This is a genomic window from Neobacillus vireti (assembly GCF_036962345.1).
Taxonomy (GTDB): domain Bacteria; phylum Bacillota; class Bacilli; order Bacillales; family Cytobacillaceae; genus Neobacillus; species Neobacillus vireti_A.
The window spans coordinates 249308-266162 of the sequence record NZ_JBALNB010000019.1; the positions used below are offsets into that span (position 1 = coordinate 249308).

At 41.8% G+C, this 16855-nt stretch carries 20 protein-coding genes; 4 read left to right on the forward strand and 16 right to left on the reverse strand.

The window, feature by feature from the left end; genetic code table 11:
- Positions 1-68: 68 nt before the first annotated feature.
- Together V7108_RS23105 and V7108_RS23110 are read right to left on the reverse strand one after the other, a co-directional pair.
- Positions 69-578, reverse strand: a complete 510-nt coding sequence (locus V7108_RS23105; protein ID WP_335569569.1) for a YwhD family protein — start codon at positions 576-578, stop codon at positions 69-71.
- Between the two features lie 61 nt (positions 579-639).
- On the reverse strand, positions 640-1293 hold the full coding sequence (locus V7108_RS23110) for a site-2 protease family protein (protein ID WP_335508846.1): 654 nt from the start codon (positions 1291-1293) through the stop codon (positions 640-642).
- A gap of 107 nt (positions 1294-1400) precedes the next feature.
- On the opposite strand from V7108_RS23110, the gene V7108_RS23115 reads away from it, so the two are divergent.
- Positions 1401-1586: a 2-hydroxymuconate tautomerase gene (locus V7108_RS23115; RefSeq protein ID WP_045515968.1), complete on the forward strand. Its 186-nt coding sequence runs from the start codon at positions 1401-1403 to the stop codon at positions 1584-1586.
- A gap of 360 nt (positions 1587-1946) precedes the next feature.
- Here V7108_RS23115 and V7108_RS23120 read toward each other — a convergent pair whose 3' ends face one another.
- The 3 genes from V7108_RS23120 to V7108_RS23130 form a co-directional block, all read right to left on the reverse strand.
- Complete coding sequence (locus V7108_RS23120) at positions 1947-2462, reverse strand: YwgA family protein (protein WP_335508844.1); 516 nt, start codon at positions 2460-2462, stop codon at positions 1947-1949.
- A 23-nt stretch (positions 2463-2485) separates the two neighbouring features.
- A complete protein-coding gene (locus tag V7108_RS23125; protein WP_335569570.1) occupies positions 2486-3784 on the reverse strand; it encodes an HD domain-containing protein in 1299 nt (432 codons plus the stop codon).
- Positions 3785-3904: 120 nt separating this feature from the next.
- Complete coding sequence (locus tag V7108_RS23130) at positions 3905-4126, reverse strand: DUF1450 domain-containing protein (protein WP_179598768.1); 222 nt, start codon at positions 4124-4126, stop codon at positions 3905-3907.
- A gap of 399 nt (positions 4127-4525) precedes the next feature.
- On the opposite strand from V7108_RS23130, the gene V7108_RS23135 reads away from it, so the two are divergent.
- Positions 4526-5275, forward strand: coding sequence for an RsfA family transcriptional regulator (locus tag V7108_RS23135; protein WP_335569571.1), 750 nt, complete (start codon positions 4526-4528; stop codon positions 5273-5275).
- 84 nt (positions 5276-5359) lie between these two features.
- Here V7108_RS23135 and V7108_RS23140 read toward each other — a convergent pair whose 3' ends face one another.
- Positions 5360-6190, reverse strand: a complete 831-nt coding sequence (locus tag V7108_RS23140; RefSeq protein WP_335569572.1) for a lipoate--protein ligase family protein — start codon at positions 6188-6190, stop codon at positions 5360-5362.
- A gap of 274 nt (positions 6191-6464) precedes the next feature.
- A complete protein-coding gene (gene pta, locus V7108_RS23145) occupies positions 6465-7436 on the reverse strand; it encodes a phosphate acetyltransferase (RefSeq protein ID WP_335569573.1) in 972 nt (323 codons plus the stop codon).
- Positions 7437-7670: 234 nt separating this feature from the next.
- Between pta and hemQ the strand changes: the two genes are divergently transcribed.
- Together hemQ and gerQ are read left to right on the forward strand one after the other, a co-directional pair.
- Complete coding sequence (gene hemQ / locus V7108_RS23150; RefSeq protein WP_335569574.1) at positions 7671-8414, forward strand: hydrogen peroxide-dependent heme synthase; 744 nt, start codon at positions 7671-7673, stop codon at positions 8412-8414.
- A 209-nt stretch (positions 8415-8623) separates the two neighbouring features.
- A complete protein-coding gene (gene gerQ / locus V7108_RS23155) occupies positions 8624-9085 on the forward strand; it encodes a spore coat protein GerQ (protein ID WP_335569575.1) in 462 nt (153 codons plus the stop codon).
- A gap of 39 nt (positions 9086-9124) precedes the next feature.
- Here the strand turns inward: gerQ and V7108_RS23160 are convergent, their stop codons facing one another.
- From V7108_RS23160 to V7108_RS23200, 9 genes are all read right to left on the reverse strand, one after another.
- Complete coding sequence (locus tag V7108_RS23160) at positions 9125-9496, reverse strand: DUF423 domain-containing protein (RefSeq protein ID WP_335569576.1); 372 nt, start codon at positions 9494-9496, stop codon at positions 9125-9127.
- A gap of 116 nt (positions 9497-9612) precedes the next feature.
- Complete coding sequence (locus V7108_RS23165; protein ID WP_335569577.1) at positions 9613-9900, reverse strand: YwdI family protein; 288 nt, start codon at positions 9898-9900, stop codon at positions 9613-9615.
- 247 nt (positions 9901-10147) lie between these two features.
- Positions 10148-11167 carry a MoeB/ThiF family adenylyltransferase gene (locus tag V7108_RS23170; RefSeq protein WP_335569578.1) on the reverse strand — a complete coding sequence of 340 codons (1020 nt, stop codon included), beginning with the start codon at positions 11165-11167 and terminating at the stop codon, positions 10148-10150.
- Positions 11168-11327: 160 nt separating this feature from the next.
- Positions 11328-11561, reverse strand: coding sequence for a molybdopterin converting factor subunit 1 (gene moaD, locus V7108_RS23175; protein ID WP_335569579.1), 234 nt, complete (start codon positions 11559-11561; stop codon positions 11328-11330).
- Positions 11554-12018 carry a molybdenum cofactor biosynthesis protein MoaE gene (locus V7108_RS23180; protein ID WP_335569580.1) on the reverse strand — a complete coding sequence of 155 codons (465 nt, stop codon included), beginning with the start codon at positions 12016-12018 and terminating at the stop codon, positions 11554-11556. Before V7108_RS23180 ends, moaD begins: the two co-directional genes overlap by 8 nt.
- Before the next feature lie 13 nt (positions 12019-12031).
- On the reverse strand, positions 12032-13954 hold the full coding sequence (locus V7108_RS23185; protein WP_335569581.1) for a molybdopterin biosynthesis protein: 1923 nt from the start codon (positions 13952-13954) through the stop codon (positions 12032-12034).
- A gap of 13 nt (positions 13955-13967) precedes the next feature.
- Positions 13968-15200 carry a molybdopterin molybdotransferase MoeA gene (locus V7108_RS23190; protein WP_335569582.1) on the reverse strand — a complete coding sequence of 411 codons (1233 nt, stop codon included), beginning with the start codon at positions 15198-15200 and terminating at the stop codon, positions 13968-13970.
- Between the two features lie 21 nt (positions 15201-15221).
- Entirely contained in the window at positions 15222-15818 is a 597-nt protein-coding gene (gene mobA, locus V7108_RS23195) for a molybdenum cofactor guanylyltransferase (RefSeq protein ID WP_335569583.1), read from the reverse strand.
- A gap of 13 nt (positions 15819-15831) precedes the next feature.
- A complete protein-coding gene (locus V7108_RS23200; RefSeq protein WP_335569584.1) occupies positions 15832-16641 on the reverse strand; it encodes a formate dehydrogenase accessory protein FdhE in 810 nt (269 codons plus the stop codon).
- Between the last annotated feature and the right edge of the window lie 214 nt (positions 16642-16855).

The window sequence follows — 16855 nt, forward strand, 5'->3', positions numbered from 1 at the left end:
CTTACAGTGTTTACACACTGTATATAATTTTACAACGAATTACTAAAAAATGCTATTGTAAAAATATTTTATTCCACCGCTAACCCCTTTTTCAATTCCTCTGTCGAATGATTCCACATATCTTGATTATGATTTTTCAGGAAATCTGATAAGATTTTTTTTGATTTATCATCCATATGGTTGACGATGATATGTCTTTTTAACGATTTATCCATGCGGTTGACGTGCTCAGGCAGGGATTTATAACCGCGGCGAATTTCCCGGTCTACTGTCATTTCGCAGGCCGTCACCCCCGCATAATAAGGACCCTCTTGGTTCCGGTCCACCGTTACCCATACAAGCCAATAAGGTTTCGCATTTGGAACTTCTTCCTTGGTCTTCAGGAATTTAATTCCCTTCTCAACCACACTGCGCGCATGCATTGCGCCGACATCTATGATCGCGTCACCGGCATCAACATCAATAATTACAGGAGAAACATTATCAAGGCTCAAAGCCCCTTTGCCAAAGCCCTTATGTCCATCTGTCGGATCCGGTTTAATTATATTAAAGCCCAATTTCTTCTTATTTTCTTTCATTAAAACTCGAAACCTCCTATATAGTAATGCGTAAGCCCCTAGGCTGCTTGCGCTAGTAAAGTTAAAAAAACAAATTATAAAAGAAAAGATCGATTCCTTCCCATAGTCCAGGAAGTATGAATTGAAAAATCGGCTGGATGGTGTAGCGGTCAAGAGGAGTAATGACCAAAATCAGAAAGATCAATACACCGTACTGTTCAAATTGCGTCATTCTTGCCCGGATATCGTTCGGCGCCAAATCCTCCAAAATTCGGTAGCCATCTAATGGCGGGAATGGCAATAAATTAAATACAAACAGAACTAGGTTGAGCCAATTAAAAATATCCAGGAATTCATAAAAACCTGTCAGATTTGCTCCCAATCCAGTTCGCGCTAATCCATACCCAGCTAAAAATCCGATCAGCGCCAATACTAAATTACTAAGTGGTCCTGCAACAGACACCAACACCCCTGCGAGGCGCGGCTTTTTAAAGAAAAAGCGGTTTACTGGCACAGGACGAGCCCAGCCAAATCCAGCAATGAAAATTAATATCGTCCCAAATGGATCTAGGTGCTTAAGCGGATTTAATGTCAATCGCCCCTGCTTTTGTGCCGTATGATCCCCGAATTTATAGGCAACGTAGGCATGAGCAAATTCATGAAACGTAAACGCAATCATTAACGTAATCGCGACATAGGGAATGTCCCTCAGTGAATAGGCAAGAAATCCTTCCAAATTCGTTTCCCCTTCTCCTCTTTTTTCCTATAAGTATACCTTAAACTGGATATAAAATGAAAATGTTTGCTAAACTATCTTTGTAGTAATCAAAGGAGGAGTAAACCATGCCATATGTTACAGTAAAAATGCTGCCAGGACGTACCGACGACCAAAAGAGAGCACTCGTTGAAAAAGTGACGGATGCTGTCAGCGAAACAACCGGAGCCCCTAAAGAAGCCGTTGTCGTTTTCATTGAAGAAATGCAAAAAGAACATTACGGAGTCGCGGGTGTAAGAGCAAGCGATAAATAGAAAAGCGGAAGCGCCTCGTCCAGGGAAAAATGCAGTTCAATTTTTCCTAGGGGCGACAGGCATAAGACGAGCCGGCGAGAAGGTTGTTCTTTAACCTTCTTGACGGATTGTCAGAAATGTGGAGGCGACTGTCCTGGGACGATGGCATAAGACGAACCCTGCAAGAAGGCGCTTTTTGCCTTCTTCAGGGGGTGGCTTATGACTCGAGTCCCAAGGAGCCGAAACTAGACAAGCTTATGACCCGAGCCCCTAGGCTGCTTGCGCTAGACAATTCTCAAAGTTGAAAAATTCATATTTATTTTTAATTAAAAAAGCGTCTGTATCTTTGAACATGAATTCAAAGACACAGACACTTTTCCATTATTGAACAGTTAGCTTTGCTTTTTCTTTCAGCGATTCAATATAAGCGTAAGCCTGATCAATTTCTTCCTCTGTATATTTCTGGCTGCTCTTTAAGGTAAATACCTTTTCAGCTACCTCTTCCTTTGATAGATTATCAAAATATAAAACAGTCGAAACAAGCTCGAGGAATCTAGCATTTTGTTCGTTCATATCTCCAAGGCAATCCTGCAAAAACGGCATATCCACTTCGTTTAAGCTTAAAAACTCTTTTCCCGTGTCTGTCAGGGTGTAACGATATTGAAAGTAACCGCCTTTTTTCTCCTTGACCTCGTTGAGAAACCCCATATTGCATAGCTCTTCGACCCGTAATGTTAACTCTTCCGAATAGGGACCATAGAAATGAAACTGAAACCGCTCTTGAAATGGAAATTCCACCTTTTTTGCAATATATATCATCTTTTGCAGCTTTTTTCTCCCGATAATTTCTCCGGATACTAAAATCGCCTGCATCAGTTTGGCGTGGTCTTTTAACACACTCCTCATCTCCTAATCCAAGGTTATATCTCTAATAGAGCACGTATTTGTTTCTTAATCTCTTTTTTTGAGGAATCGTCCTCTAAAAAATCAGCAGGGAAATACAGCTTATGGTCCGTTCTCCGTTTACCAGAAATGGCGTCAACAATTTCCGACTCCCGGGAAAGCTCTCGTAATTCCCCATTTTTCATTAATAAATGAATCGGCAGCCGTTCCTCTTCTTCACCTGGACGATAAAAATCGTATGGTAAGTCGGACGATGAATCGACCACTAAATAATATTCCGGGTCAATCCCTGCTTTTTCAAACATCCTCGTTAATTCTGCGAGCTTCTTATATTCCTTTGCAGGGTCAAATTCGGCATATTTAAATAGATTGCGGTTTACAAAGCGCCGGCAAAGATCACTTATTATCGGGTCAGCTTCTTCCTGCCAAATTTGAAAATAAAACAAAATAATCGATTCATCTAACTTTAGATAGTCTTCTAACGTTACCTGATTGGTAAAGAAAGTATAAAAGTGAATCGGTTCATATTTAAAAGAATAATTGTTTTCATATAGCTGCTTCGCACGGTGGAGAATTTTTGATAAAATGACCTCCGCACCGCGGGATACAGGGTGGAAATAAACCTGCCAATACATCTGATAGCGGCTCATAATATAATCCTCAACGGCATGCATTCCGCTTTTTTTAATGACCACTTGATCTTCCTTCGGTCTCATAACGCGAAGAATTCTCTCCATATCAAATTGCCCATAGCTTACCCCGGTAAAATAGGCGTCGCGCTGCAGATAATCCATCCGATCGGCATCAATTTGACTGGAAATCAAGCTGATGACCAGCTTTTTTGCAGATGTTTTCGCAATGACTTCTGCCACTTGCTGAGGAAAATCTGGACTTACCTTTTTTAAGATCGCATTAACCTCCGTATTTCCTAATACGATAGCTTGGGTAAATTCTTCATGATCGAAGTCAAACACTTTTTCAAATGAATGGGAAAATGGTCCATGCCCCAAATCGTGGAGGAGTGCGGCACATAGCGTAAGGAGACGATCCTCATCATTCCATTCCGGTCTGCCTGCAAACACATCGTCAATGATGCGGCGGACAATTTCATATACTCCGAGAGAATGGTTGAAACGGCTGTGCTCTGCACCGTGAAAGGTCAAAAAGGTGGTACCAAGCTGTTTGATACGGCGTAAACGTTGAAACTCTTTTGTTCCGACCAGATCCCAAATCACACGGTCACGTACGTGTACGTAGCGATGAACAGGGTCTTTAAACACTTTTTCTTCATTCAGTTTTTCCGCCGAATATCGCATTCTCTTCCCTCTTCCTCTAAACTTTCTTCTATTATATCCCAATTTCCAACAATTTTCTGCAGGATTTTTCGACATTAAGATGAAAAGAAAAATCACCTAAGGCTCGCTAGTCATAGGTGATCATTTTAACTTTTTATTTACTTTCTCCATTAATTCCTCTTCCGTTAGGGCAGCAACCGGACGATTATTGACAAAGGCAAATGTTTTTTTCCGGCCAGGTCCACAATAGGATTGGCAGCCAATTTTAATTTCAGCTTCAGGATCCAATTCTTTCAAACGAGGGATTAATGTCTTTAAATTCACGGCCTGACAATCATCACACACGCGGAATTCATTTGACATTACTTCCACCCTTTCTTTGCTTTCTATTACTACTATTTTATCCAATATATTTACGGTTTAACTCCTTAGGTATTTTACAATTTCTATCCACTCATTGCAAGTTGCAATCTTTAGCAATGGCTGTTTAATAAGCTTCGTTGTTAAAATCGTAAAGCCGATTTTAACGTGCAAAAGGCTATTTTGCGCTTAAGATTTAGTTTGCAGGCTCTTTTCTTAAATTTTGTTCCAAAAAGCACCAAAGTTGAGCTTTAGCAATCCTTGTAACTCTTTCATTTAAAAAAACTATTATCCTTGCAAGATTTTGGTATAAAGCTTGAATATCTTGTCCAAGATAAGACTAGAACTTTTAAAAACTCGTCATGAGTTCATTGTCATTATTTATTAAGGGAGTTGAAAGATATGAAAGTTCGTCAAGATGCTTGGACAGATGAAGATGATCTATTGTTAGCTGAAACGGTCCTTCGCCATGTACGTGAAGGCAGTACCCAGTTGAACGCGTTTGAAGAGGTAGGTGACAAGTTAAATCGGACGTCTGCAGCCTGTGGTTTCAGATGGAATGCCGTTGTGCGCCATCGCTACGAAAAAGCCTTACAATTAGCAAAAAAGCAACGGAAACAAAGACAAAGAGTTTTAGGGAAAGACCAAGGAGGAAAGAAAAAGTTACTCTACAATCCTCCAGTCCCATCAACAACTGATTTCGAAACACTATCAACATCCGTAGAAATGCCTATGGAGACTAGTATGGAAATGCCAGATTTATCAACTGAAGCTGCAACTGAAACCTATGTAAAGCCAACAGTTCCAACGTACAGACCTGTACCAACACCAGCTGCGTCATCTGGTTTATCAATTGACAGCGTTATTGATTTCTTACAAAACTTTAATCATTCCAATCTTCAAAATGAAGCATTAAAAAGTGAGAATGAAAGATTGAAACGCGAAATTGCAGAGCTGCGCAAGCAAAATGAAGAAATGTCTGCAAAAATTGAGGGTCTTGAGCAAAACACCGAAACCATCCAAGAAGATTACGAGACACTCATGAAGATCATGAACCGCGCGCGCAAGCTGGTATTGTTCGAGGAAGAAGAAAGACCTGCGACAAAATTTAAAATGGACCGAAATGGGAATTTAGAGAAAGTCGCGGAATAAGGCGGAAGCGCCTTCTAGAATAATCGGGAGAAGGACAATATCCTCTTAAGGAAAAGCCGTAAATCCAGTCAGATTTACGGCTTTTTACATTTCATCCAGCTTTTTATTACGTTCGATGATTCTCTGATAATAGCCGGGGAGGAGGTCTAATTCGAGCTCATTCAGCTGTCCGGCGTAAAGGTTGTCACTGTTGTTTTTTAATTGGGTTAACAGCCGAAGCATGACATCGGAGACGGTAAATTCCCTGCCAAGCAGCTCAGATAGAGAGGCCATCACTTCCGGTACAATTTCCGGATAGGTTAATTTTGTCTCCTGCTTGTTCTTGGCAATCTCGTAAAATTTCTGGATCAGTGCTGCCCGCGCACTGCCGCTGCCATTCACGCATAAATAGATTTGAACAGCTACCCCTTTTTTGAGGCGCCGCTGCGAAATACCAGCGAACTTTTTCCCATCAATACTCAGATCATAGCTTCCTGGGCAGTAAGATCCGACGATTTCTCTTGCCTCAATTAATTGATTGAATTCCGCAAACATATTTTTAATCAGCTGCCACATGGTATCATAGCCGCGGTTGATATCGATTCCTTTTTCCTTTTCCGGCAGTATCAACGAAATATTTAATACGCCTTCGTCAAGGACCACAGCTAAACCGCCTGAGTTCCTTACAATAGACTGATAGCCCTGTGTGCTAAGGAATTGCCTTCCTTCTTTTAAAAATGGCAGTTTGGTATCTTGTATCCCAAGGACAATCGTATTGTGATGGACCCATGTTCTGGCAGTTGCAGGTGCCTGCCCCGACCCAACAGAAGCACACAAGGTATCATCGGTGCCAAATGACTGTAAGGCGTGTAATTGGCTGCCTAACGAAGACTGATCAATTATTCGCCATTCGTGCTGTTGAAGCAAACCTTCCATAGTGTTTATCTCCTCAAAATGAATAATATATATATTTTAGCAAAATGAATCCATTTAAAATAGTTCCTGATACCGCAGGACTTTTCCAATAAATGTCTAATTGTCCAAAACAGTTGGAAAAACGTCCAAAAGTCAGTGGATTTTGTCCAATAACCTTTTAAAAAAGTCCAAAACCCCACCAAAAATGTCCATAACCTACGAAAATTTGTCCAAAACAAAAATACCCACCACAAAAAGGCCAGCCCACAACCGTGGACTGACCTTAAAACACTGCTTATAATCCCTGCGCTGCAGTGATTAATGCTAGTTTATATACATCTTCCTCATTACAGCCGCGTGATAGATCATTAACAGGGCGGTTTAATCCTTGAAGGATTGGTCCGACTGCTTCAAATCCTCCTAAACGCTGAGCAATTTTGTAGCCGATATTTCCAGCCTCAAGACTTGGGAAGATAAACACGTTCGCGTCCCCTTGAAGTGGTGAATCTGGTGCCTTACTTTTTGCAACAGAAGGTACAAACGCTGCATCAAATTGGAACTCGCCATCAATCACTAAAGATGGGTCACGGCGTTTTGCTTCTTCTACTGCCCCTGCAACTTTATCGGTTTCAGGAGACTTCGCTGAACCTTTTGTTGAGAAGCTGAGCATGGCAATCCGAGGTTCGATATCAAACATATTCGCTGTTTTTGCGCTTTCCACCGCGATTTCCGCTAAATCATTGCTATCAGGAGCAATATTGATCGCACAATCGGCAAAAACATACTTTTCATTTTCACGAACCATGATGAAGACACCGGATGTTTTCTTGATGCCTTCCTTTGTTTTAATAATTTGCAATGCCGGACGAACCGTATCTGCGGTAGAATGAGCTGCACCGCTTACCAAGCCATCTGCTTTATTTGTATGTACAAGCATAGTGCCAAAATAATTTTCATCTAATAGAATTTTACGTGCATCTTCTTCTGTTGCTTTACCTTTACGACGTTCCACAAACGAAGCCACAAGCTCGTCCATACCTGCATAATTAGCTGGGTCATAAATTTCCGCTGCCTCTAAGGAAACACCAAGCTCTGCGGCCTTTGCCTGAACCTGTTCAATGTTCCCAATTAAAATAGGAATTAATCTCTTTTCCTCCGCAAGTCTGCTTGCCGCTCTCACAATCCGTTCATCCAAGCCTTCAGGAAAAACAATCCTCATATCCCGGCCAGCTAATTTTTGTTTTAAGCCTTCAAATAAATCTGCCACATTAAATCCTCCCTAATAAATCTTCCTCTTTTAGCATACTTTACCTGTTGAAAAATTCAACTAAGGTAGCGTTTTCACCGCAAATGTTCTTCTATTCAAAAAACTCACACCACCCTTTTACTATTTACCTTTTTTTAAAAAAATATCCATGGTGTTTATTCGAGCTTCACTTGGTCAAACTATGATATAGTAAAGATTGTAAATAATAAGAATGATTATCTAGGAGTGATTATAATGAGTGAAGCAGCTCAAACGCTTGATGGCTGGTATTGTTTGCATGATTTCCGCACCGTTGATTGGACAACTTGGAAGATGCTCTCAAGTGAAGAACGAGAGGAAGCTATTCACGAGTTTTTAAGTCTAGTTGAAAAGTGGAATCACACGCAAGAAAGTAACGAAGGCAGTCATGCCTTATATACAATTGTTGGTCAAAAGGCTGATTTTATGATGATGATTTTACGCCCAACAATGGAAGAGCTAAATGAAATTGAAACAGAATTTAATAAATCTAAATTAGCAGAATACACAATTCCTGCTCATTCCTATGTATCCGTTGTGGAATTAAGTAACTATTTGCCTGCTGGCGAGGATCCTTACCAAAATCCGCAAATACTTGCCCGTCTATATCCAAAATTGCCAAGAACGAAGCATGTTTGCTTCTATCCAATGGACAAGAAACGTGAAGGCAATGATAATTGGTATATGCTTCCGATGGAAGAGCGCCGTAATATGATGCGCAGCCATGGAATGATTGGACGTACATATGCAGGAAAAGTGAAACAAATTATCACTGGCTCCGTTGGCTTTGACGACTACGAGTGGGGCGTAACTCTTTTTGCAGAAGATGTTCTTCAATTCAAAAAGCTCGTCTATGAAATGCGTTTTGATGAAGTAAGTGCACGCTACGGCGAATTTGGTGCCTTCTTTGTTGGCAACCTTTTAGAAGAAGAAAGAGTATCCGAATTTTTGCATATTTAAGTTCATTGTCCTCGGCTTATGCTGAGGACTTTTTTTGTAAATTTCAAATGTCATATTTCAACTTTTCTCCTCATACTAATAAATCAGCGAGTCTTAATTTTAGCTCCGTTTTTCTCATATCGGATTATTCCGATTGTCATCATTTAGGAGTTTTGGAGTATGAATAAACTGTTGGGCCATTGGTTCAGTTATTTTTAGGAGGGGAAAAGATGAGTCAATTTTATAATCAGCAAGGGTATCAAGCTTATCCCGCTAGACAGCAGGGAGCCAGTCCATATCAAGGTCAGGGGCAAGGGTATTTCCCTGGCGGGCAGCAGCAGTTTCCACAGTTTCCGCCAGCAAGTGCACCACAATCACCCCCTGGAACGATACAGCCGCAAGGAATGCTGCCAATCGAACAATCATACATCGAAAATATTTTACGGTTAAACAAAGGGAAATTAGCTACGGTATATGCAACTTTCGAGGGTAACAGCCAATGGAATGCAAAACAGTTTGTTGGCATTATTGAAGCGGCAGGAAGGGATCATCTGATTTTAAGTGATCCACAATCCGGTCGGCGCACCCTTATTCCAATGGTGGCCTTCGATTATGCTACATTTGATGAAGAACTCGAATATGAATATCCATTAGGATCTTCACCTGGTTTAAGTACTTTTCCACCAAGGTAAAGATAAAAGGCATTGGAGCTTCCAATGCCTTTTACTATTTTACAAATCTTTTATTGTCCCGATGATCATTAGAACCCAACCGGCAAGGAAGCACACGCCTCCAATTGGGGTAATTGCTCCTAGAACCCCTATCTTCGTCAAGCTTAAGATATACAAACTGCCACTAAAGAAGATGATTCCAATCAAGAATAACCAACCTGACCAGGTGAAAAATGAGCTTGCATCCACTTTCCCGAGCAGAATTCCGATTACCAACAGTCCTGCCGCATGGAACATTTGATACTGAACGCCCGTTTTCCAAATATCTAAGTAATACGGGTCTAGCCTATCTTTAAGACCATGGGCTCCAAATGCCCCCAGTGCGACTGCTAAAAAAGCGTTAATCGCACCAATAATGATAAAGGTTTTCATCATACTATCTCCTTTCTTTGTCTAGCTGAGAGCCCTTGTGCACTAAGGAAATCCCCTTAGATTAATCCACACAGGAACAAGCTGTGCTTGTTCCGAAGGCACTTCCGCTTTTCGTATTAAAAGTCAAATAACGAATCTCCGTTTGCTTCATCTTCCATTTCTAGTTTCTTCGGTTGATTTAATGATACTGGCTGTTGAAAAGATGGCTGTGCCATCACAGGCTGATAAACAGGTGTAGCAGGTGGTGATGGTACTTGCGGATTTTGCTTTTCATCTAGTATCAACTCGCATAATATTTTAATAGAGTAGACTTTTTCCCGCAAGTTTTCTTGCTTCGGGCTATTTTTAGCAAGATGTAATTCGTCTTCGATTTTTCTTAATAATTTATCTACTGAAATATTCACGATTTATAACTCCTCTATTTCAATCTCTTACTCATCATACCAAATTCCAAACACATTTAAAAATTCGACACTTTTCAAATGTTTCACGTGAAACATGTCGTTTTGTGAAAATCCCTGCAACTACCCGGGAAATAAACTATCTATCGTTAAATACTGACACCATTACACTTCTTAGACGGGAAATATCCTTTTTTGCCAGCAACAAAAAAATCGCCTTTCAAAATGATTGGCGATTGGTGTAAACCTATTATCCTAAAATTCTTTGGTAAATCGATTTTGCATGGGTTAAATCTTTTGTGCCGTGGATAAGAGCACGGCCATCGTTAAAAATGACCATTCGCTCAGTTCCCATTTCTACTGATAAGAGGTATGGATTCCCCTTTACTGTATAGCCAAGCGAGCCTAGCTGCCCTGCTAACTGTTCAAGTGAAATAGCTCCTTCTTTGGCTGGGCGGATTTGGACCGTATCTCTGCCGCATAAGACTGTCGTCTTTGTCATGTTTTCCTGATCTAGGTATGGATAGGTCCTTTCCTCGCCGCAGGATAAACAGCCGGAAAATTTGGCTTTCCCCATTTTTAAACTGGTATATTGGTTTCGCCATAAATCGAAGCTGACAAACGAGGTTCGGACCGCTTCCCAATCCTCGACAAGCATTTTGAGGGCTTCTGCACTTTGATGAGCTATGACCATTTGGACCGCCGGACCGATAATTCCACCGGTATCGCAGGTTAATCCCTGCATTGGAATACTCCGTAACAGACAGTTTAAACACGGTGTTTTACCCGGTATAATCGAAAAACTCATCCCATAACTGCCAACACATGCGCCATATATCCAAGGAATTTTATATTTTTGTGAGACATCATTGATTGTCATCCGCGTTTCAAAGTTATCTGTTGCATCAATAATGAGGTCAACATCCCTCACCATATCCTCCAGCATAGCCGGGGTGGCATCACCGATAATTGCGTTTATTTCTACATCACAGTTGATTGCCTTAAGGCGTTTTTCAGCGGCCGCTGCTTTCGGAAGCTTTTCAGCCACGTCCTCTTCGGTATATAGCTGCTGGCGTTGAAGATTACTAGCCTCAACATAGTCCCTGTCGACGATTGTAAGCCATCCAACCCCTGCTCGAGTAAGCACTTCTGCATTACCTGACCCAAGAGCCCCAGCTCCAATCATTAATACATGCTTCGATCGGATTTTATCTTGTCCGTCTTTTCCGATCCCTGGAAAGAGGACTTGCCGTGAATATCGTTCATCCATTCTGTTTTCCCCTTTCCAAAATCGACCTTATTCCGGAGGAGAATTCTCCATCCGTGAGTTAAGTGCGCTTATCTGAGAGTAATTCTATTTATTCGAGGGGTAACCTCACTTATCCGAGAGTAATTTCGCTCATACGAAAGTTACCCTCCCCCAGCTCAGATCATCCACCACTAACAGGCGGAATAAACGCGATTTCATCACCTTCTTGAATCACTTCATCATCCTGCGCAAACTCCTCATTCACAGCGGTCATAACAGTATCCAATTTAGGAAGATCGTAGCCCGCAGCCAATTCCTCTTTCAATTCTCGAATCGTCTTACCCGCCGCATCTACCTTAAGAAATTCCTCTCCGACTGCGTCCCGCAAATGAGCAAAAAACAATACTTTATTCATTCAAATCGGCCTCCTCTGGTTTGCCACTTGGATAAGCAACGGTTTCGAGCTGATTGCCCATCCATTCTTCGCCATCTTCCCAATGTTCTTTTTTCCAAATTGGAACAATTTCCTTTATTCTTTCAATCGCATAGCGGTTCGCTTCATAGGCATCGTTACGATGTGGGGTAGAAACGGCAATGACAACAGCAACATCCGTGATATCCAGTCTGCCAACTCGGTGGGTAATCGCAACTTGGGCACCTTCCCAGCGCTCTTCAATCTCCCTACCAATTTGCTCTAGTTTCTTCACAGCCATCGCTTCGTACGCATCATAAATTAAGAAAAGTGTTTTCTTTCCTTTTGTTAATTCGCGAACCGTTCCGATAAATGTGGTAATCGCACCTGCATTCCGCTGAACTACTTTATCAATAACGGATTGGATATCAATCGGTTCCTTCGAAATTTGATAATTCATTTTCTGCACCTCTTTAGTCCAAACCCTTTGGCTCGGCATTTTCAACTACTTCATAACCGCCAATCTTCTCGACCTTCTGCCTAAACTCAAATGATTGGATAATTTCTATCAATTGTTTGCCGCTTTCACTTTCATAAAAGCTTCTTGTCATCAATAAATCATACTCTTCATCACCAACGGGAACAAAATCAAGGTCCATGGCTTTTGCTGCAGGATAGATCCCCAGTCCTGCTCCCTGGATATCCCCTTTTACCTCCGCGGCCACAGCTAAGTGTGAAAACATTTCACGGTCATAACCTGTAATTTCTTCAGTGGAAATACCCTTTTCCTCTAGGAGCAAATCAAAGAGAATCCTTGTGCCCGCTCCTTTTTGGCGGTTAACAAAGTTCGCCTTTTTCTCAGCAATGTCGGTAACTGCTTTAATCCCTAGTGGATTTCCTTTTGGTAAAATCCATCCTTGCTTCCTTTTTAAAAAGGGATAAAGGACTACATCGGTACCGGCTAAAATTTTCTTTACATATGAGAGATTATATTGCTTTGTAATGGGGTCAAGCAAATGAATGCCCGCTACATGGGCCTCTCCTTTTCGAATCGCCATAATCCCAGCCATACTTCCAACATGTGCAGAGACGATTTTCATGTCAGCACGGACTCTTTTTAACTGTGATGATAAAAGGTCAATTGTCATATCATGACTGCCGCAGAACATAATCGCATTTTTAATTTCCTCTAGCGGACGTAATAGCTCCACTTCGGCAAAATCACCCTGTTCATAGCCAATTATGTTTGCTGGTACGACAAGGAGGCCATCTGCTCGAACATAGGACATGGTTACACCCGCCGCTCGGGTCAGTGGATTGGCAACAAGCTGTCCATTCACATAGCCGATATTCATTCGTACAAAATCCTCGGCTCCCATACCCGAAACAATGCGGCGTCCGAGCTTAACGGTTACAGTTTGCCGTTGTGGCTCAGGTAGCTGCAGATACTTGCAAATTAACGGACGTACAAACCATTCTAATGCTAAATAGGCCGAAACCGGATATCCTGGTACACCAACAACAATTTTCTCATTTATTTTCCCTAACACTACGGGTTTACCTGGTCTTGCTGCTACACCATGGGTAAACACCGTGCCAATTTCGCCAATGATATGGACGGTATAATCCTTGGAGCCTGCCGACGACCCTGCATTAATCACGATAATATCCGAGGTTTCCGCTGCTTCTAATAAAACAGCCTTAATCTTCTCTGGGTCATCCTTCACAATGGAATGAAGTCTTGGCTCCCCGCCCCATTCTTTTACAAAATTCGCAAATACCGTTCCGTTAAACTCAATAATGTTTCCAGATGCAAGCTGTGCATTCGCTTCGACAAGCTCATTTCCTGTTGGAATAATCGTGACAATTGGCTTTTTGATAACTGGAATCGATAGGTGCTGACTGGCTAACAGTACACCTAAATCTGCAGGCCGAAGAATATGTCCCTGCGGGAACAGCATTTCCTCTTGAACAATATCCTCGCCGATTGGGCGGATATGCTGCCAAGGTATTGCTGGCTCAATAATTTCTATCGTTTCTTCATCAATCATATCGACGTGTTCGATCATAATGACGGCATTATAGGGAGCAGGGATGGCATTTCCTGTATCCACAATGGTAAAATCAGTGCCAAGCTTTAGCCGTAATGGACTTTGCTCATGAGCGGTGTATGTCTTTTCAGCGATCACCGCTATCCCATCCATTGCGGAAGCATGGTAATGCGGTGTCGACACATTGGCAAATATCGGTTCAGCACTTACACGTCCAAGGGCATCGCTTGTTGGGATCACTTCGATTTCAAGGGGCAGCTGAAAAGCCTCGAGAATTTCTCGCTTCGCTTCCGATCGGGGTTTGTCCTCTAAATATATTTTCCGTTTATAGCGTTTTTGGTTCATTACACGTTCCCCCTTATCGTGTTGCAATCACAGGTACATAGTCTCCCTGTGAAATACCCTCTTTTTCAGAAGTAATCTCAACAATTCCATCACTTTTTACTAGTGTCGTAATTAAACCTGATTTCCCGATGATTGGCTCAGCCCACCATTCTTCCTCGTTCTCGAACAAACGGACACGAATATAATCGGACCGACCTGCTGCAGAAGGAATATTTTTCGTGATCCGGGCAAAAATTCGTTCAGGTTTCTTCTCTATTTTTTCACCTTTTAATTTTCTCAGGATTTTTTCACCAAACAGCATGAAAATAATCATCGCTGAAGCTGGGTGGCCAGGCAAACCAATCACAGGTTTTCCATTTGCCATTGCAAGAATCGTAGGTTTTCCCGGTTTGATAGAAATGCCATGAACAAATACACCCGGTGTTCCCAAGGACTGAATAATATCTGTCGTGTAATCTTTTGCTCCGACCGAGCTTCCTCCAGAGAGAATTAAGCAGTCAACTTCATCATATAAGCTTTGTGCTTTTCGCTGAAATTCAGGATAGTCATCTTTAACGATCCCGCCATAAACAATTTCAATATTCCATTGTTTTGCGAGACCTGCAATCGTCAAATAGTTGATATCCCGGATTTGCCCTTCTGCTAGTTTTTCTGTTTGATAAGGTACAATTTCATCACCGGATGATAGATACCCAACTTTTAGTTTCCGATAAACCGAAACCGTGCTAATTCCTAGTGAAGCGATCGCGCCTAACTCTTGCGGCCGAAGTCTCGTTCCTTCTGAAAGCAGTATTTCTCCCTCAGTGATGTCTTCCCCTGCACGAATAATATTTTCACCGGGTGCTACCGGCTTATAGGTATTTAATAAACCATCATGGTCTTCACAATGTTCGATCATGATGACGCTGTCACAACCTGGTGGAATCATTCCGCCTGTCGGGACGTAAACCGCTTCCCCTTGACCAACAGGAATAGCAGCAGACTCACCCATTTTGACTTCCCCCACCACCGTTAAAAACCCCGGCATAGAATCGGATGAGCCATAGGTGTCCTTTGCTCTAACCCCGTAGCCATCAACCGTCGAGCGGTCAAAACCTGGGACATTTTCTTTCGCGGTGACAGGCACCGCTAAAATATAATCAAGTGCGTCTTCTAATGAACGCTCTTCCGTATGTGTTATGTGGGGGATCTTTTCTTCTATCATTGCAAAAGTTTCTTCGACTGTTTTTACTTTGAAAAATTGCACTGTGCCTTACACCCTTCCCATCTAATCAGCTTCTAGCCACTTTTTTGCGTCCTCATATTCATGTGGATGATTCATATTGAAAAAGACACGCTCTATGTCTATATTACTATAATCCTGTAAATCTTTTTCAGATAAATAAAGAACGTTTAAATGCTCGAGCAGATATTTTATCGGAAGATGTCCATTTTCAATACATTCTTCAATTTGATTTACTGTCTTCTTTTGAAAAACACCACATAAGGTTTGCATTTTCCCATTAATAACGGGCACTAAGGCATCATAATGGTCAATCTTTTCCGCAAGGGCCGCTGCAAGTTCTCCAGACACAAACGGCATATCACACGCTACAATGAAATTCACATCATAGTTAGAAGCAGATAAGCCAGCATGAAATCCAGCCAGCGGTCCCTTTTCTTGATAGTGGTCGGACACCATTTTTACCCCTAAGAATTCGTAGGCGTCCTTGTCATTGGTAACGACAATAATGTCATCAAAATATACCTTAAGCGTCTCCACCATTCTTTCGATGGTTGTTTCCTCATTTAGTTTTAAGAGAGCCTTGTTCGTACCCATTCTGCTAGATTTTCCACCTGATAAAATAATAGCCGCTGCTTTCATGTAAATGCACCTCTTAATTCGTTTCTTTCATTTGTCCTACTGCTTGATAGCCCTGCTCCTGAGCTACAAAGTCAAGATGAATACTATTTAGATCGAGCATAGCAGCTGACGGCTTGCTGAGATATTGTCTTGTATCGATTACTTTAATATATCCTGTGCACTTTTCACAAACCTGGATTCGGGATGAAGCATCGCCCTCAATCGACAAGAACTGAATGGTTTTATGGTCATCATTACCACAGTGTGCACATTCAATCCTTTTTGCATTCCAATGAGCGAGACAGCGCGGACATGTCATCACTTTTTTCCCTTCATCCTCAAGAACTGCAAGACGTGCAGGCTCACCGCAAACGGGACACCCAGCCCCAGGGACCGCATGAGTAATTTCGTGCTGAATTTTTTCTGCCGTTAACTGCAAATATGGACGTAGTGCCGTTTCCGCAAGAAATTGCGGTATCCATTCTTCTAGTCCGTGTTCTACTGCAAAACTAGCAAAAAAAACACTGTTAAACGAAAAAGCTTCGTCAATCCAACGGATGGCTGTTTCTTCGTTTACTAAGGCACTTACCCCAGCAAGCTTTTTTTCAAGTTCAGGGTTATGCTTGATTAAAAGCTCATTTATCTCCTCTATCCACTGTTGGAATAGTGAAATTTCAAAATTAATAGACGTTAATGCCGCTGCAGGCACTCCTGCTGACATAGCTGTTTTATCGAGGTTAGGAATAATCGATTCTGGATTAATGCTCTCTTTCCAATTCGCTTGAAGTGCTATAATTTCCTTCTGTAACTTCTGATATTCTTTTGAAACAACGGATTTTTTCATCGTTCTGCACCTCTTTTAAAATTTATAAAGCAATGGCTGTCCTGTTACAGACAGCCATTTTGGTTATTCATTCTTTAAATGGCTGTGTCTAGCTACAGCGCCTAGTGGCTCTGGGTCATAAGCTTGTCTAGTTTCGGCTCCTTGGGACTCGAGTCATAAGCCGCCCCCTGAAGAAGGCAAAGAGCGCCTTCTTGCAGGGTTCGTCTTATGCCTT